This is a genomic window from Streptomyces vilmorinianum, assembly GCF_005517195.1.
In the GTDB taxonomy this organism is placed as follows: Bacteria; Actinomycetota; Actinomycetes; order Streptomycetales; family Streptomycetaceae; genus Streptomyces; species Streptomyces vilmorinianum.
Genome location: NZ_CP040244.1, coordinates 3,419,930 through 3,442,808 on the forward strand (window position 1 = coordinate 3,419,930; position 22,879 = coordinate 3,442,808).

Consider the following 22,879-nt stretch of genomic DNA (forward strand, 5'->3'; position numbering starts at 1 on the left):
GAGGTGTACCCCATGGCTTCCCCGGTGCTCGAGGCCCGGACCGCGGCCCCCGCGGACACGGCCCCGCCCGCCTCCCGGCGTACCCGTGTCCGGGACCTGCCCGAAGTCCGCTGGGCGGCCCTGTCCGCCGTCGCCTTCCTCCTCGCCCTGCCGCTCGACCTGGCCGGGGCGCCCGCCTGGGCCTGGGGGCCGCTCTACGCGGTCTGCTACGCCGCCGGCGGCTGGGAGCCAGGCTGGGAGGGCCTCAAGGCGCTCCGGCGGAAGTCGCTCGACGTCGATCTGCTCATGGTGGTCGCCGCGATCGGCGCGGCGGCGATCGGCCAGTACCTCGACGGCGGCCTGCTCATCGTCATCTTCGCCGTCTCCGGCGCCCTGGAGGCGCTCGCCACCCGCCGCACCGCCGACTCCGTACGAGGCCTGCTCGACCTCGCCCCAGCGAAGGCCGTGCGGCTGACGGGCGGGGCCGAGGAGCCGGTGGACGTGGCCGAGCTGCGGATCGGCGACACCGTTCTCGTACGGCCGGGGGAGCGGCTGCCCGCCGACGGCACCGTGGTCCACGGCGCGAGCGACGTGGACCAGTCGACCATCACGGGGGAGTCGCTGCCCGCGGCCAGGACGCCCGGCGACGAGGTCTTCGCCGGCACGCTCAACGGCACCGGGGCGCTGCGCGTCCGCGTCGACAAGGACGCCGGAGACTCCGTCATCGCGCGGATCGTCGCCCTCGTCGAGGAGGCCAGTGCCACCAAGGCGCCCACCCAGCTCTTCATCGAGAAGGTCGAACAGCGCTACTCCGTCGGCGTCGTCGTCGCCACCCTGGCGCTCTTCGCCGTCCCGCTCGCCCTCGGCGCCGACGTCACCACCACGCTGCTGCGCGCCATGACCTTCATGATCGTGGCCTCGCCCTGCGCGGTCGTCCTCGCCACCATGCCGCCGCTGCTCTCCGCGATCGCCACCGCCGGACGCCACGGCGTCCTGGTCAAGTCCGCCGTGGTGATGGAGCGCCTGGGCACGGTCGACAAGGTCGCGCTCGACAAGACCGGCACCCTGACCGAGGGCGCGCCGCGCGTGACCCGGGTGCACGGGGACCCGGAGGCCCTCGCGCTCGCCGCCGCGGCCGAGCTGCCCAGCGAACACCCGCTGGCGCGCGCGGTGGTGGCCGCGGCGCGCGCCAGGGGACTGCGCGTCCCCGAGGCGAGCGACTTCACCTCGGTGCCGGGCGACGGCGTACGGGCGAGCGTCGAGGGGCGCGAGGTGCGGGTGCGGCGGGCCGAGGGCGAGCACGGCGACACCGCCGTCGAGGTCGTCGTCGACGGCACGCGGGTCGCCGTCCTCGGACTCGCGGACCGGCTCCGCGACGGCGCGCCCGAGGCCGTGGCCGCCCTGACCCGCCTCACCGGCACCGCACCCACCCTGCTGACCGGCGACAACGCGGGCGCCGCCGGCCGGATCGCGCGGCAGGCCGGCATCGCCGACGTTCGGGCGGGGCTGCTGCCCCAGGACAAGGTCGCGGCCGTACGGGAGTGGGAGCAGGCCGGTTCCCGGGTCCTGGTGGTCGGCGACGGCGTCAACGACGCCCCCGCCCTGGCCGCAGCCCACAGCGGCATCGCCATGGGCCGGGCCGGCTCCGACCTCGCCCTGGAGACCGCCGACGCGGTCGTCGTACGCGACGAACTGGCCACGGTCCCCGCGGTCGTGGCACTCTCGCGCCGCGCGCGCCGCCTGGTGGTCCAGAACCTGGTGATCGCGGGCACCTGTATCGGCGCCCTGGTGATCTGGGATCTGGTGGGTCACCTTCCGCTGCCCCTGGGCGTGGCCGGTCACGAGGGCTCCACGGTCCTCGTGGGGCTGAACGGGCTGCGGCTGCTGCGCGATGCCGCCTGGCGGAAGGCGGCGGCCGGGGAGTGAGCCGGGGTCGGCCGGTCAGGCCGGGACGGAGGCGGCGTGCTCGTGCTCGCAGACGTCGTCCAGGCCGTGGACGGCCCACTCGGGGAACGGGTCCTCCCACGGGCCCGTCTCGCCGTCGGCGACCAGGCACCGCCCGAGCGCCTCGTGGAGCGCCGCCACCCTCAGCTCCGTACCGATGAACACCAACTCCTGGGCGTGGTCCGGTCCTTCGGGCCTCTCGCCCACGACGCCCGAGGGCTCGAACCGGGCCACCGCCCCCGCCTGGGACCACAGACCGGTGACCCGCTCGCGGCCCGCCAGCCGGAAGAAGCCCTTGGAGCGCAGGATCCGGCCGTACGCCCCGCTGTCCATCCCCTCGGCGCCGTCGGTCACGAACCGCCACAACCGCCCGGGGTGGAAGGCGCGTTCGGCGCGGAAGACGGTCGAGGAGATGCCGTACTCCTCGGTCTCGGGGATGTGGTCGCCGTTGAGCTCCATGACCCAGCCGGGCGCCTGCTGGGCGCGCTCCAGGTCGAACAGGCCGGTGCCGAGGATCTCGGCGGGCCGCAGCCGGCCGTGGACGGCCGGGACGATCCGCGCGGCCGGGTTCAGGCGGGTCAGCGCCGCCCGCAGCCGGTCCGCGTCCGCCGCGCCGACCAGATCGAGCTTGTTGACGACGATGACGTCCGCGAACTCGATCTGGTCCATAAGGAGATCGCTGACGGTCCGCTCGTCGTCCTCGTACGGGGCGAGGCCGCGCTCCGCGAGGCCGTCGCCGCCGTCGAGCTCGGGCAGGAAGTTCGCCGCGTCGACGACCGTGACCATGGTGTCCAGGCGGGCGAGGTCCCCGAGCGTGGCGCCGTCGTCGCGCGGGAAGGCGAAGGTGGCTGCCACGGGCATCGGTTCCGAGATGCCACTGGACTCGATGAGGAGATGGTCGAACCGCCCCTCGCGGGCCAGCCGGTCCACCTCTTCGAGGAGGTCGTCGCGCAGGGTGCAGCAGATGCACCCGTTGGTCATCTCGACAAGGCGTTCCTCGGTGCGGGAGAGCGCGGCGTCCCCGCCCCGTACGAGCGCGGCGTCGATGTTGATCTCGCTCATGTCGTTGACGATCACGGCGACACGCAGACCGTCCCGGTTGGCCAGGACGTGGTTGAGCAGTGTCGTCTTGCCCGCTCCGAGGAAGCCGGAGAGGACCGTGACCGGAAGGCGGCGGTCGGATGTGCCCTCGGTGCCCTCGCGGGTCGCCGTGTCCGTCATCGCGCTCAGCCCTCCGGGCGCAGCAGGCCGCGCTCGTACGCCTTGGCCAGGCGCTGCGGCACCCGGTAGACGACTCCGTCGACCGTGATCGGGACCAGCTGGGGCGTGGTCGCCTTCCACTGGGCGCGGCGGTGGCGGGTGTTGGAGCGGGACATCTTCCGCTTGGGTACGGCCATGGGAAACGGACCTCCATCGTCGGGACGTGGCGATCACGCTACCTGAAAATGGTTCCCATTAACAAAAACGGGCCCGAGCTCCGAGCTCCGGGGCTCCCGGCTCCGCGCTCCCCGCCTACCCCTCCAGCTCGGCGAGCGCGTGCGTCAGCCACTCCACCCAGAAGCGCTCCAGGTCGATCCCGCCCCGCAGGACGAGATGGCGCAGCCGGTCCGGCTCGCTCTCCCGGCGCGCGGGCGGGAAGTCCCGTACCTCGATCTCCAGATACTCGTCCAACTGCCGCTGGTGCAGGTCGAGATGGCGGCGCAGCTCCTCGCGCATGCCGGGCGCCCCGACGACGGCCGCCGCCCGCATCCGCAGCAGCAGGGCGGCGCGCATCGGCTTGGGGTCCTCGTTCCTCGCCACCCACTCGGTCAGCTCGGCGCGGCCCGCGGGCAGGACCTCGTACTCCTTCTTCTGCCCACGGGCCGGTGCCTGGGTGGGCAGGGCACGGATGTGCCCCGCCTGTTCCAGCTTGCCCAGCTCGCGATAGATCTGCTGGTGCGTGGCCGACCAGAAATAGCCGATCGACTTGTCGAAACGGCGCGTCAGCTCGAGGCCGGAGGACGGCTTCTCGAGCAGCGCGGTCAGGATCGCGTGCGGGAGGGACATGCACGCATCCTAGATTCGGCGGTACCACTCACAGAGCGGCCGCCAGGCGCGTGCCCTGGTCGATGGCGCGCTTGGCGTCCAGCTCCGCGGCCACGTCGGCGCCGCCGATGAGATGCGCGGTGCGGCCCGCGGCGATCAGCTCCTCGTACAGACCACGGCGCGGCTCCTGGCCGGTGCACAGCACGATCGTGTCGACGGGGACGGTCTGCGGCTCGCCGTCGACGCTGATGTGCAGACCCTCGTCGTCGATCCGCTCGTACGAGGCGCCCGCGACCATGGTGACGCCGCGGTGCTTCATCTCGGCGCGGTGGATCCACCCCGTCGTCTTGCCGAGGCCGGCGCCGACCTTGGTGGTCTTGCGCTGGAGCAGGTGGACCTGGCGCGGGGGCCGGGGCCGCTCGGGGGCGCGCAGTCCGCCGCGCGTCGCGTACGAGGTGTCGACGCCCCACTGGCGGAAGTACGTCTCGGGGTCCTGGCTCGCGCCCTCGCCGCCGTCGGTGAGGAACTCGGCGACGTCGAAGCCGATGCCGCCCGCGCCGATGATCGCGACCCGCTCGCCGACCGGCGCCCCGTCGCGCAGGACGTCGAGGTAGCTGACCACGCTCGGGTGGTCGATGCCCTCGATCTCCGGCGTGCGCGGGGTGACGCCGGTGGTGACGACCACCTCGTCGTACGCGGCGAGGAGCTCGGCGGTGGCGGTGGTGTTCAGCCGGACCTCGACGCCCCGGGCGTCGAGCTGGGTGCGGAAGTAGCGCAGCGTCTCGTTGAACTCCTCCTTGCCCGGCACCCGCTTCGCGATGTTCAGCTGGCCGCCGATCTCGCCCGCGGAGTCGAACAGCGTGACCGCGTGCCCGCGTTCGGCGGCGGAGACGGAGAAGGCGAGACCGGCCGGGCCCGCGCCGACGACGGCGATCCGCTTGGCGAGGCGGGTGGGGGAGAGGACCAGCTCGGTCTCGTGACAGGCGCGCGGGTTCACCAGGCAGGAGGTGATCTTCAGGCTGAAGGTGTGGTCGAGGCAGGCCTGGTTGCAGCCGATGCAGGTGTTGATGGTGTCGGCGCGGTCCGCGGCGGCCTTGGCCACGAAGTCGGGGTCGGCCAGGAAGGGGCGGGCCATGGAGACGATGTCGGCGCGGCCCTCGGCGAGGATCTGCTCGGCGACCTCGGGGGTGTTGATGCGGTTGCTGGTGACGAGGGGGACGCTCACCGCGCCCATCAGCTTCTTGGTGACCCAGGTGTAGGCGCCGCGCGGGACGGAGGTCGCGATGGTGGGAATACGGGCCTCGTGCCAGCCGATGCCGGTGTTGATGATGGTGGCGCCGGCGGCCTCGATCTCCTTGGCGAGGGAGACGACCTCCTCCAGCGTCGAACCTCCCGGGACCAGGTCCAGCATCGAGAGGCGGTAGATGACGATGAAGTCCTCGCCGACCCGCTCGCGGATACGGCGGACGATCTCCAGCGGGAAGCGGACCCGGTTCTCGTAGCTGCCGCCCCAGCGGTCGGTGCGGTGGTTGGTGGCGGCCGCGATGAACTCGTTGATCAGGTAGCCCTCGGAACCCATGACCTCGACGCCGTCGTAGCCGGCGGCCTTGGCGAGCTCGGCGCAGCGGGCGTAGTCCTCGACGGTCTGCTCGACCTCGGCGTCGCTGAGCTCGTTCGGTACGAAGGGGCTGATCGGCGCCTGGATCGCGCTGGGCGCGACGAGCGCGGGGTGGTAGGCGTACCGGCCGAAGTGCAGGATCTGCATCGCGATCCGGCCACCCGCCTCGTGCACGGCGCCGGTGATGAGCCGGTGCTCCGCCGCCTCCTCCTCGGTGGTGAGCTTGGCGCCGCCGTCCCAGGGCCGGCCGGCCTCGTTGGGGGCGATGCCGCCGGTCACGATGAGGCCGACGCCGCCGCGGGCGCGCTCGGCGTAGAAGGCGGCCATGCGCTCGAAGCCGTTCTCGGTCTCTTCGAGGCCGACGTGCATGGAGCCCATGAGCACCCGGTTGGGCAGGGTGGTGAACCCGAGGTCGAGCGGGCTCAGCAGGTGCGGGTACGGGGTCATGGGGGCGCCTCCTCGCGCAGTGTCGTCACCGACTGTTGTAGACGACCCGAGGGGCGTTGTGCAACAAGTTGCATAACGTGGGGAGCGTGATGTGCGCGACGTTGCGCCCATGACGCGGCCCCCGGGCGGGGTCCGCCCGGGGGCCGGGGTGCGGCGATCCGGTGATCGGAAAGGCTCCCCCTAGCGCGGGGGGACCGGGCGGTCGTACACGTTGTCCGGCGTCACGATCTGCGTGATCGCCCGGGCGACCAGCGAGCTCGGCTCCTGGCCCTGCGAGGTGATGTCCGTGTTCAGCATGAGCACCAGCGTCGCCTTCTGCGAGGGCAGATGGACGGTCACGGTCTCGTATCCCGGGATCGAGCCGTTGTGCCCGATCCAGCCGCCGCTCTCGAAGATGCCGAGTCCGTAGCTCGTGCCGGGGACCCCGGTCGGCAGCATCCTGAGCCGCTCGGCCTGGGTCTGCGGGCTGAGCAGCGTGCCGGTGGCGACGATCTTCGCCCAGCGACGCAGGTCGTGCAGGTCCGAGATCATCGCCCCCGCCGCCCAGGCCCAACTGGGGTTCCAGTCCGTGGAGTCGGTGACCTCGCCGCTCAGCGTCTGGTTGGTGTAGCCGCGTGGGTGCGGTTCGGGGAACTCCGCGCCCTGCGGGAACAGCGTGTGGCGCAGGCGGGCCGGGCGGAGCACCCTCTTGTCGATGACGTCGACGAGGCGCTGACCGCTGACCTTCTCGACCACGAGGCCGAGGAGGACGAGGTTGGTGTTGGAGTACTGGAACTGCTTGCCCGGGTCGAAGGTGTTCTTGTGCTTGAAGCCGTACGCGAGCACCTCCCGCGGGGTGAACGAGCGGCTCGGGTCGCTGAGCAGGTCGTGCTGGAAGTCGGCGTCGTCGGTGTACGGGAACAGGCCGCTGCGCATCTCGGCCAGCTGGCGCAGTGTGATCCGGGCGCCGTCGGGCACGCCGTCGACGTAGGCGGAGATCGGGTCGTCCAGCCGGACCTTGCCGTCGTCGACGAGCTTCAGCAGGGCGGTGACCGTGAAGGTCTTGGTCTCGCTGCCGATACGTACGAAGACGTCCTCGGTCATCGGCTTGCGGGTGACGGTGTCGGCGACACCGGTCGCGCGGACGTAGCTCCCCTTGCCCGGCATCCACAGCCCGACGACGACGCCGGGGATCCCGGCCTGCTCGCGGACGTCCTCGACGGCCTTGTCCAGCCGGGCGGTCAGCTCGGGCCCGAGACCCTCGGGCGGGCACTCGTCGTTGTCGTACCGGTCGAAGGCGGCGGCGTGGACGGCGGTGGCGGGAGCCGCCGCCATCGGTGCCAGCACGGACGCCACGAGCAGCGCTGCGGCGAACAGACGGCGGGCGGGGGTACGTCGCATCTCGGGGCGCCTCTTCCAGATCGGTGTCTGAGAGGGCCAGGTCACCACCCGACCCCTGGACGAGGGTCCCCGTCCGGTCCGCGTTCCGCCGAGTCCACTCGTTCGGAGCCACGCGAGCCACGCGAGCCACGCGAGCCACCGGGGCGGCCGCGTGCCCGTGATGACGGACACGACAGCCGCAAGCCGCAAGCCGCAAGCCACCAGCCGCCAACCGCCAGGCGCTAGGCGCTCCGGGGCGTAGCGGCCCAGCGGTCCAGGTCCTCCGCCGTGCGCGGGCCCTCCGCGTCCGCGTCGAGCAGGCCGTGCGCGCGCAGCAGACGCGTCACCGCCATGCCCCACGGGCGGCGCAGCCGCGCCGCGTCGAGCAGGGCGTCGTCGGCGAGCAGTTCCTCGATCGGTCCCGTCCGCAGCCCCTCCGGCGAGAGCACGGCGGCCTCGTCCGCCCAGCGCAGCGCCAGGTCGACGTCGTGCGTCGCCATCACCACCGTCGTGCCCGACTCCCGCAGCCGGCCGAGCACGTCGAGGAGCCGCTCCTGGCCGTGCGGATCGAGCCCGGCCGTCGGCTCGTCCATGATCAGGACCCGCGGACGCATCGCCACCGCCCCCGCGATCGCCGCCCGCTTGCGCTGTCCGTACGACAGGAGATGGGTCGGCCGGTCCTCCAGGGCCACGATGTCCAGCGCCTCCAGCGCCTCGCGCACCCGGAGCCGTACCTCCTCCTCCGGCAGCCCCAGGTTCATCGGCCCGAACGACACGTCCTGGCCCACGGAGGCGGCGAAGAGCTGATCGTCCGGGTCCTGGACGACCAGCTGCACGGTCGTCCGCAGCCGGGTCAGGCCCTTCCGGTCGTACGACACGTCCTCACCGTCCAGGCGCAGTGCGCCACTGCCGCAGCGCAGACCCCCGCTCAGCAGCCGCAGCAGCGTCGTCTTGCCGCTGCCGTTGCGCCCGAGCAGAGCCATCGCCCGGCCCTCAGGCACGCCGAAGTCGATGCCGTCGAGGACGGCGGGCCCGTCCTCGTAGGCGAACCCGGCTTTCACCAGTTCCACGACAGGCGGCGGAACACTCACGGCAGGGACCTTTCCAGTACGAGGGTGAAGGCGACGAGACCGGCGAGGAGGCCGGCCGTGGAGGCGAGGAACCGGCCCGACACCGGGGCCTGGGGCACCAGGACCCGCAGGGTCCCGTCATACCCCCGCCCGGCGAGCCCGGTCTGCAGGCGCTGCGCCCGGTCGAAAGCGCGCACGAACGCCGTCGCGCCGAGCCCGGCGAGCGAGCGCCAGGTCGCCGCCCGGGTGGTCAGTCCGAGCCGGGCCGCCTGCGCCTGTCGGATTTTGGATATCGCATCCAACAGAAGGAAGCTGATCCGGTACATCACCAGCGCCACATCCACCACGGGCGCCGGCACCCCCGCCCGTACCAGACAGGGCAGCACATCCGAGACGGGTGTGGTGAACGCGAACAGCAGCACGCCGAGGGACGCGGCCGAGGTCCGCAGCAGCAGCTCACCCGCGTGGACCGGGCCGTCGGGCGCGAGGGCGACGAGCCCCCGTGGACCGCCCACCTCGAACAGCAGCGGGATCGCGCCCGTCACACAGAAACCCAGCGGGATGCGGAACGCACGCCAGAGCTGACGCCCCGGCACACCGGCCGGACCCAGCAGCACGGCGAGGGTGGCCGCGGCGACCAGGACGGCACCCGGCCACGGCGGCAGACAGACCGCGCACAGGGTCAGACCGAAGCCGAGCACGGCCTTCTCGCAAGGGTGACGGCGGCGCCAGCGACTGCTGTGCGCCGCCGCGTCGATCGGCAGCACCGGCGGTTACTCGTCGCCCGCGGTCACGACGGGCGCCTTCGCCCCCGCCTCGGCCGCGGTTGTCGCCGCCGCACGGGCCTCGCCCTGCCTGCGACCGCGCCGCAGACCGAAGTAGTACGCGAGGACACCGGCGCCGATGGCCGCCTGCAGGGAGAACAGCGCCGACTCGATCTCACCGGACGGCGGCTCGTACAGCGGGCTGAACCACGGCTCGTAGTCGGGGTCGATCTCGGTGATCGCCGCCTCGGCCTGCCCGTCCGCGCCGGTGAACGGCTCCTCCTTGTCGTCACCGAGGCCCAGCGCGAGCGGCAGCACCGCCAGCGCCACCACCACGAGCAGCAGCAGCGCGTTGATCTTCGCGTTCCGGCTCATCGGGCGCTCGCCTCCGTCGTGTCGGTCTTCCTGCCCTTCCCGGCCGGGAGCAGGACCCCGAGCCGGGTCAGGTCGCTCTTGCTGGACTGCCTCAGCAGACGCATCACGAGCACCGTCAGCAGACCCTCGCTGACGGCGAGCGGCAGCTGCGTGACGGCGAAGATCCCGCCGAACTTGGCGAGCGCGCCCAGCACGCCACTGCCCGGGTCCGGGAACGCCAGCGCGAGCTGCACGCTGGTGACGCAGTACGTGGAGAGGTCGGCGACGAACGCACCGAAGAACACGCTCACCATGAGCGGCACGTCGAAGCGGCGCAGCAGCCAGTACATACCGAAGCCGGCCCACGGCCCGACGATCGCCATCGAGAAGACGTTGGCGCCGAGGGTGGTGAGCCCGCCGTGGGCGAGCAGCAGCGCCTGGAAGAGCAGCGTGATGGTGCCAAGGACCGCCATCACCGGCGGCCGGAACAGGATCGCGCCCAGACCCGTACCGGTGGGATGCGAGCAACTGCCCGTCACCGAAGGGATCTTGAGGGCGGACAGGACGAACGTGAACGCGCCGGAGGCGCCGAGCAGCAGCGTGGACTCCGGGTTGGCCCTCACCTCACGGGTCAGCGCGCGGACACCGTGGACGACGAAGGGAGCGGACGCGACTCCCCAGGCGGCCGCGTGCACAGGGGGCAGATACCCCTCGGCTATATGCATGGTGGGAAGACCCTCTCCAGCACCTCGTGGATGGACAACGCGCCTTGGCCGGTCTCCTGGCTGACGGGTCATGCCGCCGCGGCTCCGCCTTCCCACACCGCCGCGGTCTCCCGCGGCGGTCCAGTGGCTGCCCCGAAGGGCCGGAGCCGGACTTCCCGATCACAGTGGCGAGGGCCGCACCGGTATCGCACCGGCTTCCCGTACACCAAGGCCCTGCGACATTAGTGGGTTGACCAGGCACATCACAACACGGGTGCCCTCGGGCACGGGCTGTGACGGGCGCCTGAGGGGCTCCTCCCTCACACCTTGCGGTACGCGTACGCCTCCGAGGCGGCCGCCACGACCGCGTCCAGGTCCCCGCCGGCGCTCGCCGTGACGAGCGCAGCGACGGCTCCCTCGACGAACGGGGCGTCCACGAGCCGCGACCCCTCGGGCAGTTCGTCCTCCTCGGCCAGGAGCGCCTTGACGGTCAGGACGGCGCTGCCCAGATCGACGAGCAGGGCCACACCGGCACCCCCGTCGACCGACTTCGCCGCCTCGGCGATCAGCTCCGAGCTGGTGCCGAGACCCCCGTCGGGGGTGCCTCCGGCGGCGGCGACCGGTGCGGTCGCCCCGCCGCCCGCGAGCCCCCGGGCGAGGGAGGCGACGGCGTCGGCCACGGCCGCGCTGTGCGAGACCAGAACGATGCCCACCTGTCCGCTCACGCGTCCGCCACCTCCGCGAGAGCGCCGATCAGCAGCGCCGACGAGGTGGCCCCTGGGTCCTGGTGGCCGATGGAACGCTCACCGAGATAGCTCGCCCGGCCCTTGCGCGCCTGGAGAGGTACCGTCGCGAGGGCGCCCCGATCGGCCGCGTCCCGGGCCGCCGCGAAGGACTCGCCCAGCGCCTCGGCCGCCGGAACGAGCGCGTCCAGCATGGTCTTGTCCCCGACCTGGGCCCCGCCGAGCTGGGCGACCGCGGCGACCCCCGCGGTGAGCGCCGCCGCCAACTCCGGCAGCGTCACCGCCGGGGCCTCGCCGAGGCTCTTCCCGGTGCGGCGCAGCAGCGTTCCGTACAGCGGCCCGGACGCACCGCCGACGGTCGAGATCAACTGCCGCCCCGCGACGACGAGTACGGCCCCCGGTGTCTCCGGCGGCTCCTTGCCCAGTACGTCCGTGACGGCGGCGAAGCCCCGCTTCAGGTTGGCGCCGTGGTCGGCGTCGCCGATCGCCGCGTCGAGCTCCGTGAGACGGTCGGCCTCACGGTCGACGACGGCGGCGGCGCGGGTCAGCCAGCGGTGGAAGAACGCGGCGTCGAACTCGGTCACTTCGGACACTCCTCTCACCGGCCCCAGCGCAGGGCGGGCGTCTGAACCGGCGCGTCCCACAGCCGCAGAATCTCCTCGTCGGCCTCGCAGAGCGTCACCGAGCAGCCGGCCATGTCGAGCGAGGTCACGTAGTTGCCCACCAGGGTCCGGGCGACCGGCACCCCACGCTCCGTCAGGACCCGCTGGACCTCGGCGTTGAACCCGTACAGTTCGAGCAGCGGCGTGGCCCCCATGCCGTTGACGAGCGCGAGGACCGGCCCGGACGGCCGCAGGTCGTCCAGTACGGCGTCGACGGCGAAGTCCGCGATCTCGCGCGAGGTCATCATCGGCCGCCGCTCCCGCCCGGGCTCGCCGTGGATCCCGATGCCCAGCTCCAGCTCACCCGCGGGCAGGTCGAAGGTGGGACTTCCCTTCGCAGGCGTGGTGCAGGCGCTGAGCGCCACACCGAAACTCCGCGACCGCTCGTTCACCCGCCGCGCGATCGCCTCCACCCGCTCCAAGGGCGCGCCCTCCTCGGCCGCGGCCCCGGCGACCTTCTCCACGAACAGCGTGCCCCCGGTCCCGCGCCGCCCGGCCGTGTAGAGGCTGTCCGTCACCGCCACGTCATCGTCGACGAGCACCTTGGCGATCTGGATGCCCTCGTCCTCGGCGAGCTCGGCGGCCATCTCGAAGTTGAGGACGTCACCGGTGTAGTTCTTGACGACGAACAACACCCCGGCCCCGCTGTCCACGGCGGCCGCGGCCCGCACCATCTGATCGGGCACGGGCGAGGTGAACACCTCCCCGGGACACGCCGCCGCCAGCATCCCGGGCCCCACGAACCCTCCGTGCAACGGCTCATGCCCGGACCCGCCCCCGGACACCAGCCCCACCTTCCCCGCGACGGGGGCGTCCCGCCGCAGGACGACGCGGTTGTCGACATCGACGGTGAGCTCGGGATGCGCGGCGGCCATGCCACGCAGCGCGTCGGCGACGACGGTCTCCGGGACGTTGATCAGCATCCTCATGGGTACCTCCTGATGGGCAGGGTGGGGGCCGTTCTCTCTTCAGCTTGCCCACATGCCCATCCGGGACGTCGCACAACCCGCCGCGTGGTCCGGTGCGCGAACCGGTCAGACGTTGCGCCGGTACTGGCCGCCGATCTCGAAGAAGGCCTCGGTGATCTGCTGAAGGGAGCAGACCCGTGCGGCGTCCATGAGCACGGCGAAGACGTTGTCGCCGTTCACCGCCGCGTCCTTGAGCGCGGCCAGGGCCTCGTGGGCCTCGTCGCGGTGGCGGTCCTGGAAGTCCCGTACGCGCTCCAGCTGGGACTGCTTCTCCTCTTCGGTGGCGCGGGCCAGCTCGATGACGCCGGGCTCGGCGGTGTCCGCCTTGGGATTACGGAAGGTGTTGACGCCGATGATGGGCAGGCTGCCGTCGTGCTTGCGCTGCTCGTAGAGCATCGACTCGTCCTGGATGCGGCCGCGCTGGTAGCCGGTCTCCATCGCGCCGAGAACGCCGCCGCGCTCGCTGATCCGCTCGAACTCGGCCAGGACGGCTTCCTCGACCAGGTCGGTGAGTTCGTCGATGACGAACGAGCCCTGGAGCGGGTTCTCGTTCATCGCCAGGCCCCATTCCCGGTTGATGATCAGCTGGATGGCCAGGGCCCGGCGGACGGACTCCTCGGTGGGGGTGGTGACGGCCTCGTCGTAGGCGTTGGTGTGCAGGCTGTTGCAGTTGTCGTAGATGGCGATGAGCCCCTGCAGGGTGGTGCGGATGTCGTTGAAGTCCATCTCCTGGGCGTGCAGGGAGCGCCCGGACGTCTGGACGTGGTACTTCAGCTTCTGGGAGCGCTCGTTGGCGCCGTACTTCCGCTTCATCGCGACGGCCCAGATCCGGCGGGCGACCCGGCCCAGTACCGAGTACTCCGGGTCCATGCCGTTGGAGAAGAAGAACGACAGGTTCGGGGCGAAGTCGTCGATGTGCATGCCCCGGGCCAGGTAGGCCTCGACATAGGTGAAGCCGTTGGCCAGGGTGAAGGCCAGCTGGCTGATGGGGTTCGCCCCGGCTTCGGCGATGTGGTAGCCGGAGATGGACACCGAGTAGAAGTTGCGGACCTTGTTCGCGATGAACCACTCCTGGATGTCGGCCATCATCCGCAGGGAGAACTCGGTGGAGAACAGACAGGTGTTCTGGCCCTGGTCCTCCTTCAGGATGTCGGCCTGCACCGTGCCGCGTACGTTCGCCAGCGCGCGCGCACGCAGCTCCGTCGCCTCCTCGGGCGACGGGTCGCGGCCCTCGGCGGCGCGGAACCCCTCGATCTGCTGGTCGACGGCGGTGTTGAGGAAGAACGCCAGCACGGTGGGTGCCGGACCGTTGATCGTCATCGACACCGAGGTCGTCGGCGCGACCAGGTCGAAGCCGTCGTAGAGCGCCTTCATGTCTTCGAGGGTCGCGACCGAGACACCGGAGGTGCCGACCTTGCCGTAGATGTCGGGACGCTCGTCGGGGTCACGGCCGTAGAGCGTCACCGAGTCGAAGGCTGTGGACAGCCGGGTGGCCGGCTGGCCCTCGGACAGGAGCTTGAACCGGCGGTTCGTACGGAACGGGTCACCCTCGCCGGCGAACATCCGGGCCGGGTCCTCACCGTCGCGCTTGAACGGGAACACCCCGGCGCTGAACGGGAAGTAGCCCGGCAGGTTCTCCCGACGCCAGAACCGCACCAGCTCCCCGTGATCGTTGAACCTGGGCAGCGCGACGCGGGGGACCTTGTTGCCCGACAGGGACTCGCGGGTCAGCTTGGTGCGCAGCTCCTTGTCCCGGACCTTCACGACCTGCTCGTCGCCGGAGTAGGACGCCACGACGGCCGGCCAGCCCTCGATCTGCTCCGTGATCTCGTGCGGGAGCTGCTTGCGGGCATCGTCGAGCAGCGACTCCACGTTCGCGGCGTCGGAGCCGGTCTCGACGAGTTCGCCCTTCACCAGGTCGAGGCGCTGCACCCGCCGGGCCGCTTCGGCAAGCCGCTCCGTCTCGGCGTGGTACCCGCGGATCGTCTCGGTGATCTCGGCCAGGTAGCGCACCTGTTCCGCGGGCACCACCTGGCGGATGCCGGACGAGTGGCGTACGTCGACCCGCGGCAGCGTGCCCTCGGTCAACGGCAGCCCCTTCTCGGCCAGGGCGGGCGTCAGGTGCTGGTAGAGCGCGGTGACACCGTCGTCGTTGAACGTCGCGGCCGAGGTGCCGAACACCGGCATGTCCTCGGGCTTCTTGCCGAAGGCCTCGCGGTTACGGATCAGCTGGCGGCTCACGTCGCGCAGCGCGTCCTTGGCGCCGCGCCGCTCGAACTTGTTGATCGCCACCACGTCGGCGAAGTCGAGCATGTCGATCTTCTCCAGCTGCGAGGCGGCACCGAACTCCGGCGTCATCACGTACATCGAGGTGTCGACGAACGGCACGATCGCCGCGTCCCCCTGGCCGATGCCCGGCGTCTCCACGATCACGAGGTCGAACCCGGCGGCCTTGACCACGTCGATCACATCGGACAGGTGCTCGGGCAGCTCGTGGCTGCCGCGGGTGGCCAGGCTGCGGAAGAAGACCCGGCCCCCCTCCAGGGAGTTCATGCGGATGCGGTCGCCGAGCAGCGCGCCACCGCCACGGCGGCGCGTCGGGTCGACCGCGATCACCGCGATCCGCAGCTTGTCCTGCTGGTCGACACGGAACCGGCGTACCAGCTCGTCGGTCAGCGACGACTTCCCCGAGCCGCCGGTGCCGGTGATGCCGAGGACCGGGGTGACCCGTGCCGCCGCGGCGGCACGCACCTGCTCCAGGAGGTCCGCGGGCAGCTTGCCGAGTTCGGCGCCGGTGATGGCGCGGGCGACCGCGAACCGGTCACCGGCCAGCACGGCGGCGGCGTCGGCCGGCTTGCCGTCCCAGAGATCGAAATCGCAGTCCCGGACCACCGAGTTGACCATCCCGGCGAGGCCGAGGCGCTGGCCGTCCTCGGGGGAGAAGATGGTCACCCCGCTCTTGCGCAGCCGGGCGATCTCCTCCGGCACGATCACGCCGCCCCCGCCGCCCACGACGCGGATGTGATCGGCGCCCCGCTCGCGCAGCGACTCGACGAGGTACTCGAAGTACTCCACGTGCCCGCCCTGGTAGGACGAGACCGCCACGCCGTGTGCGTCCTCCTCGAGCGCCGCGTCCACGACCTCCAGCACCGACCGGTTGTGCCCGAGGTGGATGACCTCGGCACCCTGGGACTGGAAGATCCGCCGCATGATGTTGATCGACGCGTCGTGCCCGTCGAACAGGGCTGAAGCGGTGACCAGGCGGACGGGATGCACGGGACGGTGCAGATCGCTCATGGGGGCCTTCCCAGATGGGTCAGGGGAACGCTGACGGAACAAGATACTAGGACGTCCTAGTAAATTGCCGGAGGTGATGGCGATGTGACGACGAGCACACAGAGGAGCGTGAGCTGCCCCCCTGCTCACAACGAGGTCACAACGTGGCGACGAGCTGCTTCAGCATGCTGTGCGCCGGCACGAGCGACGGGCCGTACCAGGTGATCAGCCGCCCGCTGACGAGTCGGGTCGGCGCGCGGTGGAACGCCTCGGGGCCGTCGCTCCCGGTGAACGCGTACGGCTCGTCGGGCAGCAGGACGACGTCCACGTCCGGTCGGTCGATCTCCTCCGGCGCCGCGTGCGGGTAGCGGTCCGGGTGCTCGGCGAACGCGTTGGCGAGACCGGCCCGGCGCAGCAGGTCGCCGGTGAACGTGGACCTCCCGACCACCATCCAGGGATCCCGCCAGATCGGGACCGCGGCGGTGGCGGTGACATCGGGAAGCGGGCCCGTCCAGAGCGCTCGTGCCGTGGTGAGCCAGTCGGGGACGGGGGCGTCCAGCGCCTCGACGAACAGCCGCTCGAGCGAGTCCAGGGCTTGCGGGACGGTCTCGATGACGGTCACCCACACCGGCAGCCCCGCGGCGCGCAGCCGGGTGACGTCGAGCTCCCGGTTCTCCTCCTTGTTCGCGATCACGAGGTCCGGCCGCAGTCGCGCGATCGCCGCGCGGTCCGGGTTCTTGGTGCCCCGCACCCGCACCACGTCGAGGTCGCCGGGGTGCGTGCACCACTGGGTCGCCCCCACCAGGACGTCCGGAAGACTGGTCGCGATCGCCTCCGTCAGCGACGGCACCAGCGACACGACCCGTCGTGGCGGACGGGCCATGTCCATGGCGGTTCCCATGTCGTCGTACAGCGGCGCCATCGCCGGCTCCCTCGGTCGTGACCGCTCGGTCGGGGTGAGGCGATGGTAGGACGCCCGGCGACGCGGCCTGATCACCAGGGTGTTGGCGTCATCCCCCGCTGGTCACGCGCCGCGGGGCCCAGCCGTCGGAGCCGGCCAGGTGGGCGGCGACCGTGCGGGTCGCGGCGTCCGCGTCGCTCATCCGGGGGTCGGGTGCGTTCCCGTGCTTATGATCACGACGACGGCAGGCGGCAGCGGACGACGACGGAGGCTCGACGGCCATGGCGGATCAGCGTGTGTACCTCGTGACCGGCGGCGGGACGGGCATCGGCGCCGCGACCGCCCGGCTGCTGCGCTCGGCGGGGCACCACGTGGTGATCTCCGGGCGCCGCCCCGAACCGCTGTGGCTCGTCGCGGAGGAGACGGGGGCCCTGGCCGTCCCGTCCGACATCGGCGACCCCGACGCGGTACGCGCGCTCGTGGCCGAGGCCGTCGCCGCACACGGCCGCCTCGACGGGCTCGTCCTCAACGCCGGTATCGGGCGCGGCGGAGGCGTGGGCGAGGTGACCCTCGAGGACTGGGACGCGGTGATGCGGACCAACCTCACCGGCCCGTTCCACCTCCTGCGCGCCGCGCTCCCGCATCTGATCGACGCCCGCGGGGCGGTGGTCGCGGTCGCCTCGGTGTCCGCGCTGCGCAACGGCGTGGGCAACGCCGCCTACGCCACCTCCAAGGCGGCGCTGCTCCAGCTCTGCCGCTCGCTCGCGGTCGACTACGGGGCCGCGGGCCTGCGCGCCAACACGGTGTGCCCGAGCTGGGTGCGCACCGACATGGCGGACCGTCGGATGAGCCGGTTCGCCGAGGAGGCGGGCATGGGGCAGGGCGGTCTCGACGCGGCGTACGAGGAGGTCACGCGCGTCCTGCCCACCGGGCGCCCGGGGGAACCGCGCGAGGTCGCCGAGGCCGTCACCTGGCTGCTCTCGCCCGCCTCCTCCTTCGTCAACGGAGCCGTGCTCACCGTCGACGGCGGCGCGACGGCCCTCGACCCCGGCACGCTCGCCTTCGACTTCCACATCGAACCACGCGCGCCGCGCGCCTGAGCTCTCGTCAGGGGGCGCCCGCGCTCACTGCTTGCGGGGCTGGTTGAAGCGCAGCATGTTGCCGGACGGATCGCGGAAGGCGCAGTCGCGCACGCCGTACGGCTGGTCGACCGGCTCCTGGAGCACCTCGCCGCCCGCCGCGCTGATGCGCTCGAAGGTGGCGTCGACGTCGTCGGTCCGGAAGATCACGCCGCGCAGCAGGCACTTGGCCAGCAGCTCCGCCATGGCCTGCTTGTCAGCGGCCGAGGCGTTCGGGTCCGCCAGGGGCGGTTCCAGAACGATGTCCACGTCGGGCTGGGCCGGCGAGCCGACCGTCACCCAGCGCATCCCCTCGAACCCGACGTCGTTGCGCACCTCCATGCCGAGGACGTCCCGGTAGAAGGCGAGCGCCTCGTCGTGGTCGTGGACGGCGATGAAGCACTGCGAGAGCTTGATGTCCATGCGCTCCACGCTAAGGGCGGGGCGTGGGGTTCGCTTCTCCGTTCCTGACCGGTCGCGTGTGGATCTTCGCGATGCAGGCAGGGATGGCGGCGCCCTCGTCATGGCTGCGGGCCCGGTACGCGCTCGGGCTCTCGCCGACGAGCTCGGTGAACCGCGAGCTGAACGACCCCAGCGAGGTACAGCCGACCGCGAAGCAGACGTCCGTCACCGACATGTCACCCCGCCGCAGCAGCGCCTTGGCACGCTCGATCCGGCGCGTCATCAGGTAGCTGTACGGCGTCTCCCCGAAGGCGGCGCGGAAGCTGCGGGAGAAATGGCCCGACGACATGAGGGCGACGCGCGCCAGGGCGGGAACGTCGAGCGGCTTCGCGTAGTCGCGGTCCATCAGGTCACGGGCCCGGCGCAGCCGGACGAGGTCCTCCAGCGTCACCCGACCAGCATCCCACAGCGCCGGGCTCACCGTTGGTCGTCGATCACGGCCGCGCGGTCGACCCCCGCGTGTTCACGCGGCCACGACGACGGCGAAGGCGAGGAAGACCACCGCCGCCAGGACGACCACCAGGACGATGACGATGAGCGGCCCTCTGGCCCCGCCCCGCTTGAGCGGACGGTGCGGGCCCGCGCCGGAGCTCGTGCTCGACTCGGCGGGCGGGGTCTCTCCCGGCTGCGCGCGACGCGGGTCCCGGCGGGGCTCCGGATCAGGGTTGGAGGCGGCCATGTCGGGCTCCTTTCCGCCCCCGGCGGGTGTGGCGTCATGCGGCTGCCCGTTGGGGCGCCGATCATGCCGCGTCCCGACGCCCCCGAGGCGCGGAAACGGACGTATGGCGGTGGGGATTCGGGGTAACCGCTGAGGCGCACGCAGAGGAAGGGGCGTCGTCATGGGCAAGGCCAAGGCCAAGATCGAACAGATGAAGGGCAAGGCGAAGCAACGCATCGGGGGCGCCACGGACGACCGCTCCATGGAGGCCGAGGGCCGCCGCGAGAAGACGGTCGGCAAGATCAGGGAAGCGGCCGGCGAGGCGGTGGAACGGATCAAGAAGGGCCTGCACAAGTAGTCACGACGCCCCCGTAGAGCGCGGCCGAGGCACGCGCTCTACGGGGATCCGTCCGTTCCGGGCCCGGCGGTGACGACCGTGTCCACCCGTCCTCGTGGAGGTCGTGCGAAGACGGACACGGGCAGAGCGGCCTCACCTTATAGTGACGTCCCGATCACACTGCGTGTGTGTGCGATGGACGGTTTCACGGGGGGCCAGTGCCGCACAACAGCTTGTTCGACGCGGTCATGGGACGCCGGGCGGGCAACGCCGACACCCACCGGCGCTGGACCGACGCCATGGCCAGGGTCAGGCGCCGACGTCCCGTGGCTCTGCGCCTCGCCCGCCGCTTCCACGCGGTGGCCACGGCCGCGCCCCTGGTGGCCGTGGTGTGGGTGGTGACGCCCGCCGGCCCGCTCTTCCCGCTCGCGTCGGCGTGTGCGGGCCTGATCTCGCTGCGCATGGCGTTACGGGCCCGGGTCACCCGGGAGTTGATCCGGCCGGACCTGTTGAGGGAACGGCTGCGCCCGTCGGCCGTCGTTCCCGCAGTCGTCCTCGCGGCGACCCCGGCCGGCGAGAGTCTCGCCCGACTCTGGGCCGCGGCAGATCCGTTGACGGGTGTGAGCGGAGGCCTGCTGCTGGCCGCGGCCGCACTCGCCGGACTGTACTGCCCCCTGGTGGCCCGAACCGTCCGCTCGCGCACCGCCCGGCTGTTGTGGACGGCTCCGGGCCTCGCCTTCGGACGGGGCAGCCTGCTGTTCCTCTTCGGCGGCCTGTGCCTTCCCCGGCGCGCGTTGCTCGTCACCACCCTCTTCGTCCTCGCCGCGGAGCTGTTGCCCGCCCTGGCAGCCACCGTCGCGGACCGGAGCACGCTCTGGCGGGCGTCCTGGGCGCGGCTGCGCGGCGGCAGCGGCGCGAAGCACGACGAGGCCCTGGCCTCCTGGGCCTGGGACGCGGTGCTGTCCCGGCCGGGCCGGCCCGACTACCGCGCGGTCACCGCACTGGTGAGGTACGCCTGGCAGTCCTACGGAGGCGCGCTGACCGACCAGATGCCCACCGCCCTCACGGAGCAACGGCTCCAGGAGGGTGCGGATCAGGCGCTGGACTGGCTGATTCTTGCCGACAACGCCCTGCTGGCCGTGGAGATGAACGCCACCGCCGTGCCCCGTGAGGACCAGGAGGCCCTGCTGCGCGAGCATCTGACCGCGCACGTTCTCGTCCAGGCCACCGCCGTGCTGACCTGGGGCTTCCTCGACCGCCCCGAGAACGCGGAGGAGGAGGCGCGCGGTGCGGCGGAGGACTTCCGGCTTCTGGGCATGCCGGAGTGGTCAGCCCTCTACGGGGTGTGCGCCGCCGCGGTGGCCGCGCGGCGCGGGAACAACCCCAATCGGGCGGCCGCGGCCCTGTGCGCACTCATCAAGGAGCGTGCCGCCCACGGCCGCGACGAGGGCCCCTGGCAGTACGGCGCCGTCCTGATGACCGCGATGATCGCGCACCACGTCGACAGGAAGGAGCAGGCGCTCGTGGTGCTGGCGGAACTGCGGCGTCTGGCGGAGGTGGGCCCGGAGGGCCTGGAGCCCACAGGGCTGTCGCCCTGGGCCGTCGGCGCCCTGTGGGACGCGGCCGTGTACGACCTCAACCGCTACCACGTCGAACGCGACCTGCGCGAGGCGCTGGGCGACATGTCGCCCTTCCACGCCGTCCGTTCCCCGACGGGCACGGGCATGAGCGAAGGGTCCGGCAAGCGACTGAGCGCTCAGGTCGCCCCCGTACCGCCGGGATACGGGAGGGTGCATCCGGCCGCGCTGACGCCGTTGACCGTCGCGGTCCTGGAGCACATCGTCCTCACCTTCGGCGCCGACCAGCCATGGTCCAAGGCCGAGCGCAGGCGCATCGACGCACAGGAGAGCATGACCACCCTGGTGGCGTCCGTCGATGCCCTCGACGACCTGCACGCCCGCATCACGACGCGTCTGGACCGCCGAAGCGCGACACCGGTACCGAGGCCTTCCAGCGACCCCATGCCTTCCAGCGACCCCACGGATGAACTGCTCCGTCCGTCCGGGAGGCACGTCATCGCCGGCGAGACGCTCCGGTTCATCCTCGAGCACGGCACGGATCCGCAGGCCGGGCTGCGCAAGGCGTTCACCTACACCGAAGACATGCGCGCCATGAAGCTCAGCTCCGACCTGGCCCTGCGTACGGCCGGAACCGATGAATCCGGAGCGCCCCCGCGCTCTCCGTACCGGAGGGTGGGCGGCTTCGACCACCGCGCGACGTACGTGCTGTCCTCCGAGGCGCAGTCGCGCACACAGACGGGAAGCGTCGGGCACACCGAGACGTACCGACTGCGCGGAGTGCTGGACTTCTCCCAGGTCCACCGGATGCTCGCCACCGTCGGCACCGGCGTCCTGCTCGTGTCGTACTGGCACGACGAACACGAGACCCTTCTCTTTCTCCTGCGCGCCGACTCGCCCGCGCCGCAGCTGGTGACCGTGGAGCACGGTACGGACGGCGGTGCCGCCCTCGAACGTGCCCTGCAAGGCATCCAGCCGGACGACCGGGAACGCGCGCCACAGCCATGGGACGCTCCCTTCCGGCCGCTGGTCGAAGCGGTGGCCGCGCACAGCCGGCCCGAGGAGACGGTGTGGCTGGTCCCCGACGCGCTTCTGCACCATGTCCCCCTGCACGCCGTCACCCTCCCGGACGGCCGGTCGCTGATCGAGCGCAACCCCGTCTGCTTCACGCCCAGTGCCTCCCTGATGCGGTTCTGTCTCACCGACACGCCACAGGCAGCTCCGGCGTCGGTCCTGCTGATCGCGGACCGGGACTCCGAACACGCCCTGGCCTTCGCCTCCCTGGAGGTACGGACCGTCGCCGCGCGTTTCCCCCACACCACGACGGCCTCGGGGAAACGTGACCTCCTCGATCTGCTGTCCGCCCGTTCCCACGACGTCCTGCACCTGGCCTGCCACGGCTACTTCGAGCCGGGCCTGCCCGGAAGGTCGGCCGTCGTTCTGGGCCGGGGAGAAGTGCTCACCGCATCGGAAGTGCTGGGCCTGAACATGCGCGTGGGGCTGGTCACGATCGGTGCCTGCGAGAGCGGCCTGGGCGCCCTTCCCCTCGCCGAGGAACGCCTCGGCCTGGTCCGGGCCTTCCTCCAGGCCGGCGCCCGGTCGGTGCTCGCCGCCCTGTGGCCGGTGGACGATCTCTCCGCCGGCCTGCTGCTCGAGGACTTCTACACCCGGCTGCGCGACGGAACCCCGCGGGCGGTGGCCCTGCGGCAGGCCCAGTTGACCCTTCGTACCACCACGGCCCAGCACGTGAGGCGCTACTGCGCGCGCCACCGGTCCCTGCTCGACGACCCGGCCGAGCGGGCCGAGGTCGACGAGGTCCTGGCTCAGCTCGAAGGACTTCCTGAGGATCGGCTCGTCTTCGACGACCCCTACCACTGGGCGGTCTTCCAGCTCTTCGGCGACTGGAGGTGACA

At 71.9% G+C, this 22,879-nt stretch carries 21 protein-coding genes and 1 riboswitch; of the genes, 4 read left to right on the plus strand and 17 right to left on the minus strand.

The features are described from left to right. The first annotated feature begins 12 nt into the window (after positions 1 to 12). On the plus strand, positions 13 to 1,905 hold the full coding sequence (locus FDM97_RS16040; RefSeq protein WP_137991081.1) for a heavy metal translocating P-type ATPase: 1,893 nt from the start codon (positions 13 to 15) through the stop codon (positions 1,903 to 1,905). Between the two features lie 15 nt (positions 1,906 to 1,920). On the opposite strand, the gene FDM97_RS16045 is transcribed toward FDM97_RS16040, so the two are convergent. The 14 genes from FDM97_RS16045 to FDM97_RS16110 all read right to left on the minus strand — a co-directional run bounded on the left by FDM97_RS16045 (position 1,921) and on the right by FDM97_RS16110 (position 16,835). After that, positions 1,921 to 3,144, minus strand: a complete 1,224-nt coding sequence (locus FDM97_RS16045; protein ID WP_137991082.1) for a GTP-binding protein — start codon at positions 3,142 to 3,144, stop codon at positions 1,921 to 1,923. Between the two features lie 5 nt (positions 3,145 to 3,149). Beyond that, positions 3,150 to 3,320 carry a 50S ribosomal protein L32 gene (gene rpmF, locus FDM97_RS16050; protein ID WP_137991083.1) on the minus strand — a complete coding sequence of 57 codons (171 nt, stop codon included), beginning with the start codon at positions 3,318 to 3,320 and terminating at the stop codon, positions 3,150 to 3,152. A gap of 115 nt (positions 3,321 to 3,435) precedes the next feature. Continuing rightward, positions 3,436 to 3,969 (minus strand): PadR family transcriptional regulator, encoded by a 534-nt coding sequence (locus tag FDM97_RS16055; protein WP_137991084.1) that lies wholly within the window; start codon positions 3,967 to 3,969, stop codon positions 3,436 to 3,438. Between the two features lie 28 nt (positions 3,970 to 3,997). Then, complete coding sequence (locus FDM97_RS36840; RefSeq protein WP_137991085.1) at positions 3,998 to 6,013, minus strand: oxidoreductase; 2,016 nt, start codon at positions 6,011 to 6,013, stop codon at positions 3,998 to 4,000. Positions 6,014 to 6,193: 180 nt separating this feature from the next. After that, positions 6,194 to 7,393, minus strand: coding sequence for a serine hydrolase domain-containing protein (locus FDM97_RS16065; RefSeq protein WP_137991086.1), 1,200 nt, complete (start codon positions 7,391 to 7,393; stop codon positions 6,194 to 6,196). Between the two features lie 221 nt (positions 7,394 to 7,614). Continuing rightward, a complete protein-coding gene (locus tag FDM97_RS16070) occupies positions 7,615 to 8,463 on the minus strand; it encodes an ATP-binding cassette domain-containing protein (protein ID WP_137991087.1) in 849 nt (282 codons plus the stop codon). After that, complete coding sequence (gene cbiQ / locus FDM97_RS16075) at positions 8,460 to 9,209, minus strand: cobalt ECF transporter T component CbiQ (RefSeq protein WP_137991088.1); 750 nt, start codon at positions 9,207 to 9,209, stop codon at positions 8,460 to 8,462. The genes FDM97_RS16070 and cbiQ overlap by 4 nt, the downstream gene beginning before the upstream one ends. Positions 9,210 to 9,215: 6 nt before the next feature. Next, positions 9,216 to 9,581, minus strand: a complete 366-nt coding sequence (locus tag FDM97_RS16080) for an energy-coupling factor ABC transporter substrate-binding protein (RefSeq protein WP_137991089.1) — start codon at positions 9,579 to 9,581, stop codon at positions 9,216 to 9,218. Further along, on the minus strand, positions 9,578 to 10,285 hold the full coding sequence (locus FDM97_RS16085; protein WP_137991090.1) for an energy-coupling factor ABC transporter permease: 708 nt from the start codon (positions 10,283 to 10,285) through the stop codon (positions 9,578 to 9,580). The genes FDM97_RS16080 and FDM97_RS16085 overlap by 4 nt, the downstream gene beginning before the upstream one ends. A gap of 29 nt (positions 10,286 to 10,314) precedes the next feature. Further along, positions 10,315 to 10,510, minus strand: a riboswitch (cobalamin riboswitch). Positions 10,511 to 10,584: 74 nt separating this feature from the next. After that, a complete protein-coding gene (locus FDM97_RS16090) occupies positions 10,585 to 10,989 on the minus strand; it encodes a PTS-dependent dihydroxyacetone kinase phosphotransferase subunit DhaM (protein WP_137991091.1) in 405 nt (134 codons plus the stop codon). After that, positions 10,986 to 11,600 carry a dihydroxyacetone kinase subunit DhaL gene (gene dhaL / locus FDM97_RS16095; RefSeq protein ID WP_137991092.1) on the minus strand — a complete coding sequence of 205 codons (615 nt, stop codon included), beginning with the start codon at positions 11,598 to 11,600 and terminating at the stop codon, positions 10,986 to 10,988. The genes FDM97_RS16090 and dhaL overlap by 4 nt, the downstream gene beginning before the upstream one ends. A 5-nt stretch (positions 11,601 to 11,605) precedes the next feature. Continuing rightward, positions 11,606 to 12,598, minus strand: a complete 993-nt coding sequence (dhaK, locus tag FDM97_RS16100; protein WP_137991093.1) for a dihydroxyacetone kinase subunit DhaK — start codon at positions 12,596 to 12,598, stop codon at positions 11,606 to 11,608. A 105-nt stretch (positions 12,599 to 12,703) separates the two neighbouring features. Then, positions 12,704 to 15,934: a fused isobutyryl-CoA mutase/GTPase IcmF gene (icmF, locus tag FDM97_RS16105; protein ID WP_137991094.1), complete on the minus strand. Its 3,231-nt coding sequence runs from the start codon at positions 15,932 to 15,934 to the stop codon at positions 12,704 to 12,706. 136 nt (positions 15,935 to 16,070) lie between these two features. Then, positions 16,071 to 16,835, minus strand: coding sequence for a helical backbone metal receptor (locus FDM97_RS16110; protein WP_137991095.1), 765 nt, complete (start codon positions 16,833 to 16,835; stop codon positions 16,071 to 16,073). Between the two features lie 260 nt (positions 16,836 to 17,095). Here FDM97_RS16110 and FDM97_RS16115 point away from each other — a divergent pair, with 260 nt between their 5' ends. Next, positions 17,096 to 17,914: an SDR family NAD(P)-dependent oxidoreductase gene (locus tag FDM97_RS16115; protein ID WP_137991096.1), complete on the plus strand. Its 819-nt coding sequence runs from the start codon at positions 17,096 to 17,098 to the stop codon at positions 17,912 to 17,914. Positions 17,915 to 17,938: 24 nt separating this feature from the next. On the opposite strand, the gene FDM97_RS16120 is transcribed toward FDM97_RS16115, so the two are convergent. The 3 genes from FDM97_RS16120 to FDM97_RS16130 all read right to left on the minus strand — a co-directional run bounded on the left by FDM97_RS16120 (position 17,939) and on the right by FDM97_RS16130 (position 19,073). Beyond that, entirely contained in the window at positions 17,939 to 18,355 is a 417-nt protein-coding gene (locus FDM97_RS16120; protein WP_137991097.1) for a VOC family protein, read from the minus strand. 10 nt (positions 18,356 to 18,365) lie between these two features. After that, the gene (locus FDM97_RS16125) at positions 18,366 to 18,785 is read right to left on the minus strand and encodes a helix-turn-helix domain-containing protein (RefSeq protein ID WP_137991098.1); all 420 of its coding nucleotides are present in this window, start codon (positions 18,783 to 18,785) and stop codon (positions 18,366 to 18,368) included. A gap of 72 nt (positions 18,786 to 18,857) precedes the next feature. Continuing rightward, complete coding sequence (locus FDM97_RS16130) at positions 18,858 to 19,073, minus strand: DUF6480 family protein (protein WP_137991099.1); 216 nt, start codon at positions 19,071 to 19,073, stop codon at positions 18,858 to 18,860. A 160-nt stretch (positions 19,074 to 19,233) separates the two neighbouring features. Between FDM97_RS16130 and FDM97_RS16135 the strand changes: the two genes are divergently transcribed. Continuing rightward, positions 19,234 to 19,410, plus strand: coding sequence for a CsbD family protein (locus FDM97_RS16135; RefSeq protein ID WP_137991100.1), 177 nt, complete (start codon positions 19,234 to 19,236; stop codon positions 19,408 to 19,410). 197 nt (positions 19,411 to 19,607) lie between these two features. Beyond that, entirely contained in the window at positions 19,608 to 22,877 is a 3,270-nt protein-coding gene (locus tag FDM97_RS16140; RefSeq protein ID WP_137991101.1) for a CHAT domain-containing protein, read from the plus strand. Positions 22,878 to 22,879: the final 2 nt, after the last annotated feature.

Excerpts from the sequence above, each read along its gene's own strand:
- FDM97_RS16040 (WP_137991081.1), top strand. The coding sequence starts at position 13 with ATGGCTTCCCCGGTGCTCGAGGCCCGGACCGCGGCCCCCGCGGACACG.
- FDM97_RS16045 (WP_137991082.1), bottom strand. The coding sequence starts at position 3,144 with ATGACGGACACGGCGACCCGCGAGGGCACCGAGGGCACATCCGACCGC.
- rpmF (WP_137991083.1), bottom strand. The coding sequence starts at position 3,320 with ATGGCCGTACCCAAGCGGAAGATGTCCCGCTCCAACACCCGCCACCGC.
- FDM97_RS16055 (WP_137991084.1), bottom strand. The coding sequence starts at position 3,969 with ATGTCCCTCCCGCACGCGATCCTGACCGCGCTGCTCGAGAAGCCGTCC.
- FDM97_RS36840 (WP_137991085.1), bottom strand. The coding sequence starts at position 6,013 with ATGACCCCGTACCCGCACCTGCTGAGCCCGCTCGACCTCGGGTTCACC.
- FDM97_RS16065 (WP_137991086.1), bottom strand. The coding sequence starts at position 7,393 with ATGCGACGTACCCCCGCCCGCCGTCTGTTCGCCGCAGCGCTGCTCGTG.
- FDM97_RS16080 (WP_137991089.1), bottom strand. The coding sequence starts at position 9,581 with ATGAGCCGGAACGCGAAGATCAACGCGCTGCTGCTGCTCGTGGTGGTG.
- FDM97_RS16085 (WP_137991090.1), bottom strand. The coding sequence starts at position 10,285 with ATGCATATAGCCGAGGGGTATCTGCCCCCTGTGCACGCGGCCGCCTGG.
- dhaK (WP_137991093.1), bottom strand. The coding sequence starts at position 12,598 with ATGAGGATGCTGATCAACGTCCCGGAGACCGTCGTCGCCGACGCGCTG.
- icmF (WP_137991094.1), bottom strand. The coding sequence starts at position 15,934 with ATGAGCGATCTGCACCGTCCCGTGCATCCCGTCCGCCTGGTCACCGCT.
- FDM97_RS16110 (WP_137991095.1), bottom strand. The coding sequence starts at position 16,835 with ATGGCGCCGCTGTACGACGACATGGGAACCGCCATGGACATGGCCCGT.
- FDM97_RS16115 (WP_137991096.1), top strand. The coding sequence starts at position 17,096 with ATGGCGGATCAGCGTGTGTACCTCGTGACCGGCGGCGGGACGGGCATC.
- FDM97_RS16120 (WP_137991097.1), bottom strand. The coding sequence starts at position 18,355 with ATGGACATCAAGCTCTCGCAGTGCTTCATCGCCGTCCACGACCACGAC.
- FDM97_RS16130 (WP_137991099.1), bottom strand. The coding sequence starts at position 19,073 with ATGGCCGCCTCCAACCCTGATCCGGAGCCCCGCCGGGACCCGCGTCGC.
- FDM97_RS16135 (WP_137991100.1), top strand. The coding sequence starts at position 19,234 with ATGGGCAAGGCCAAGGCCAAGATCGAACAGATGAAGGGCAAGGCGAAG.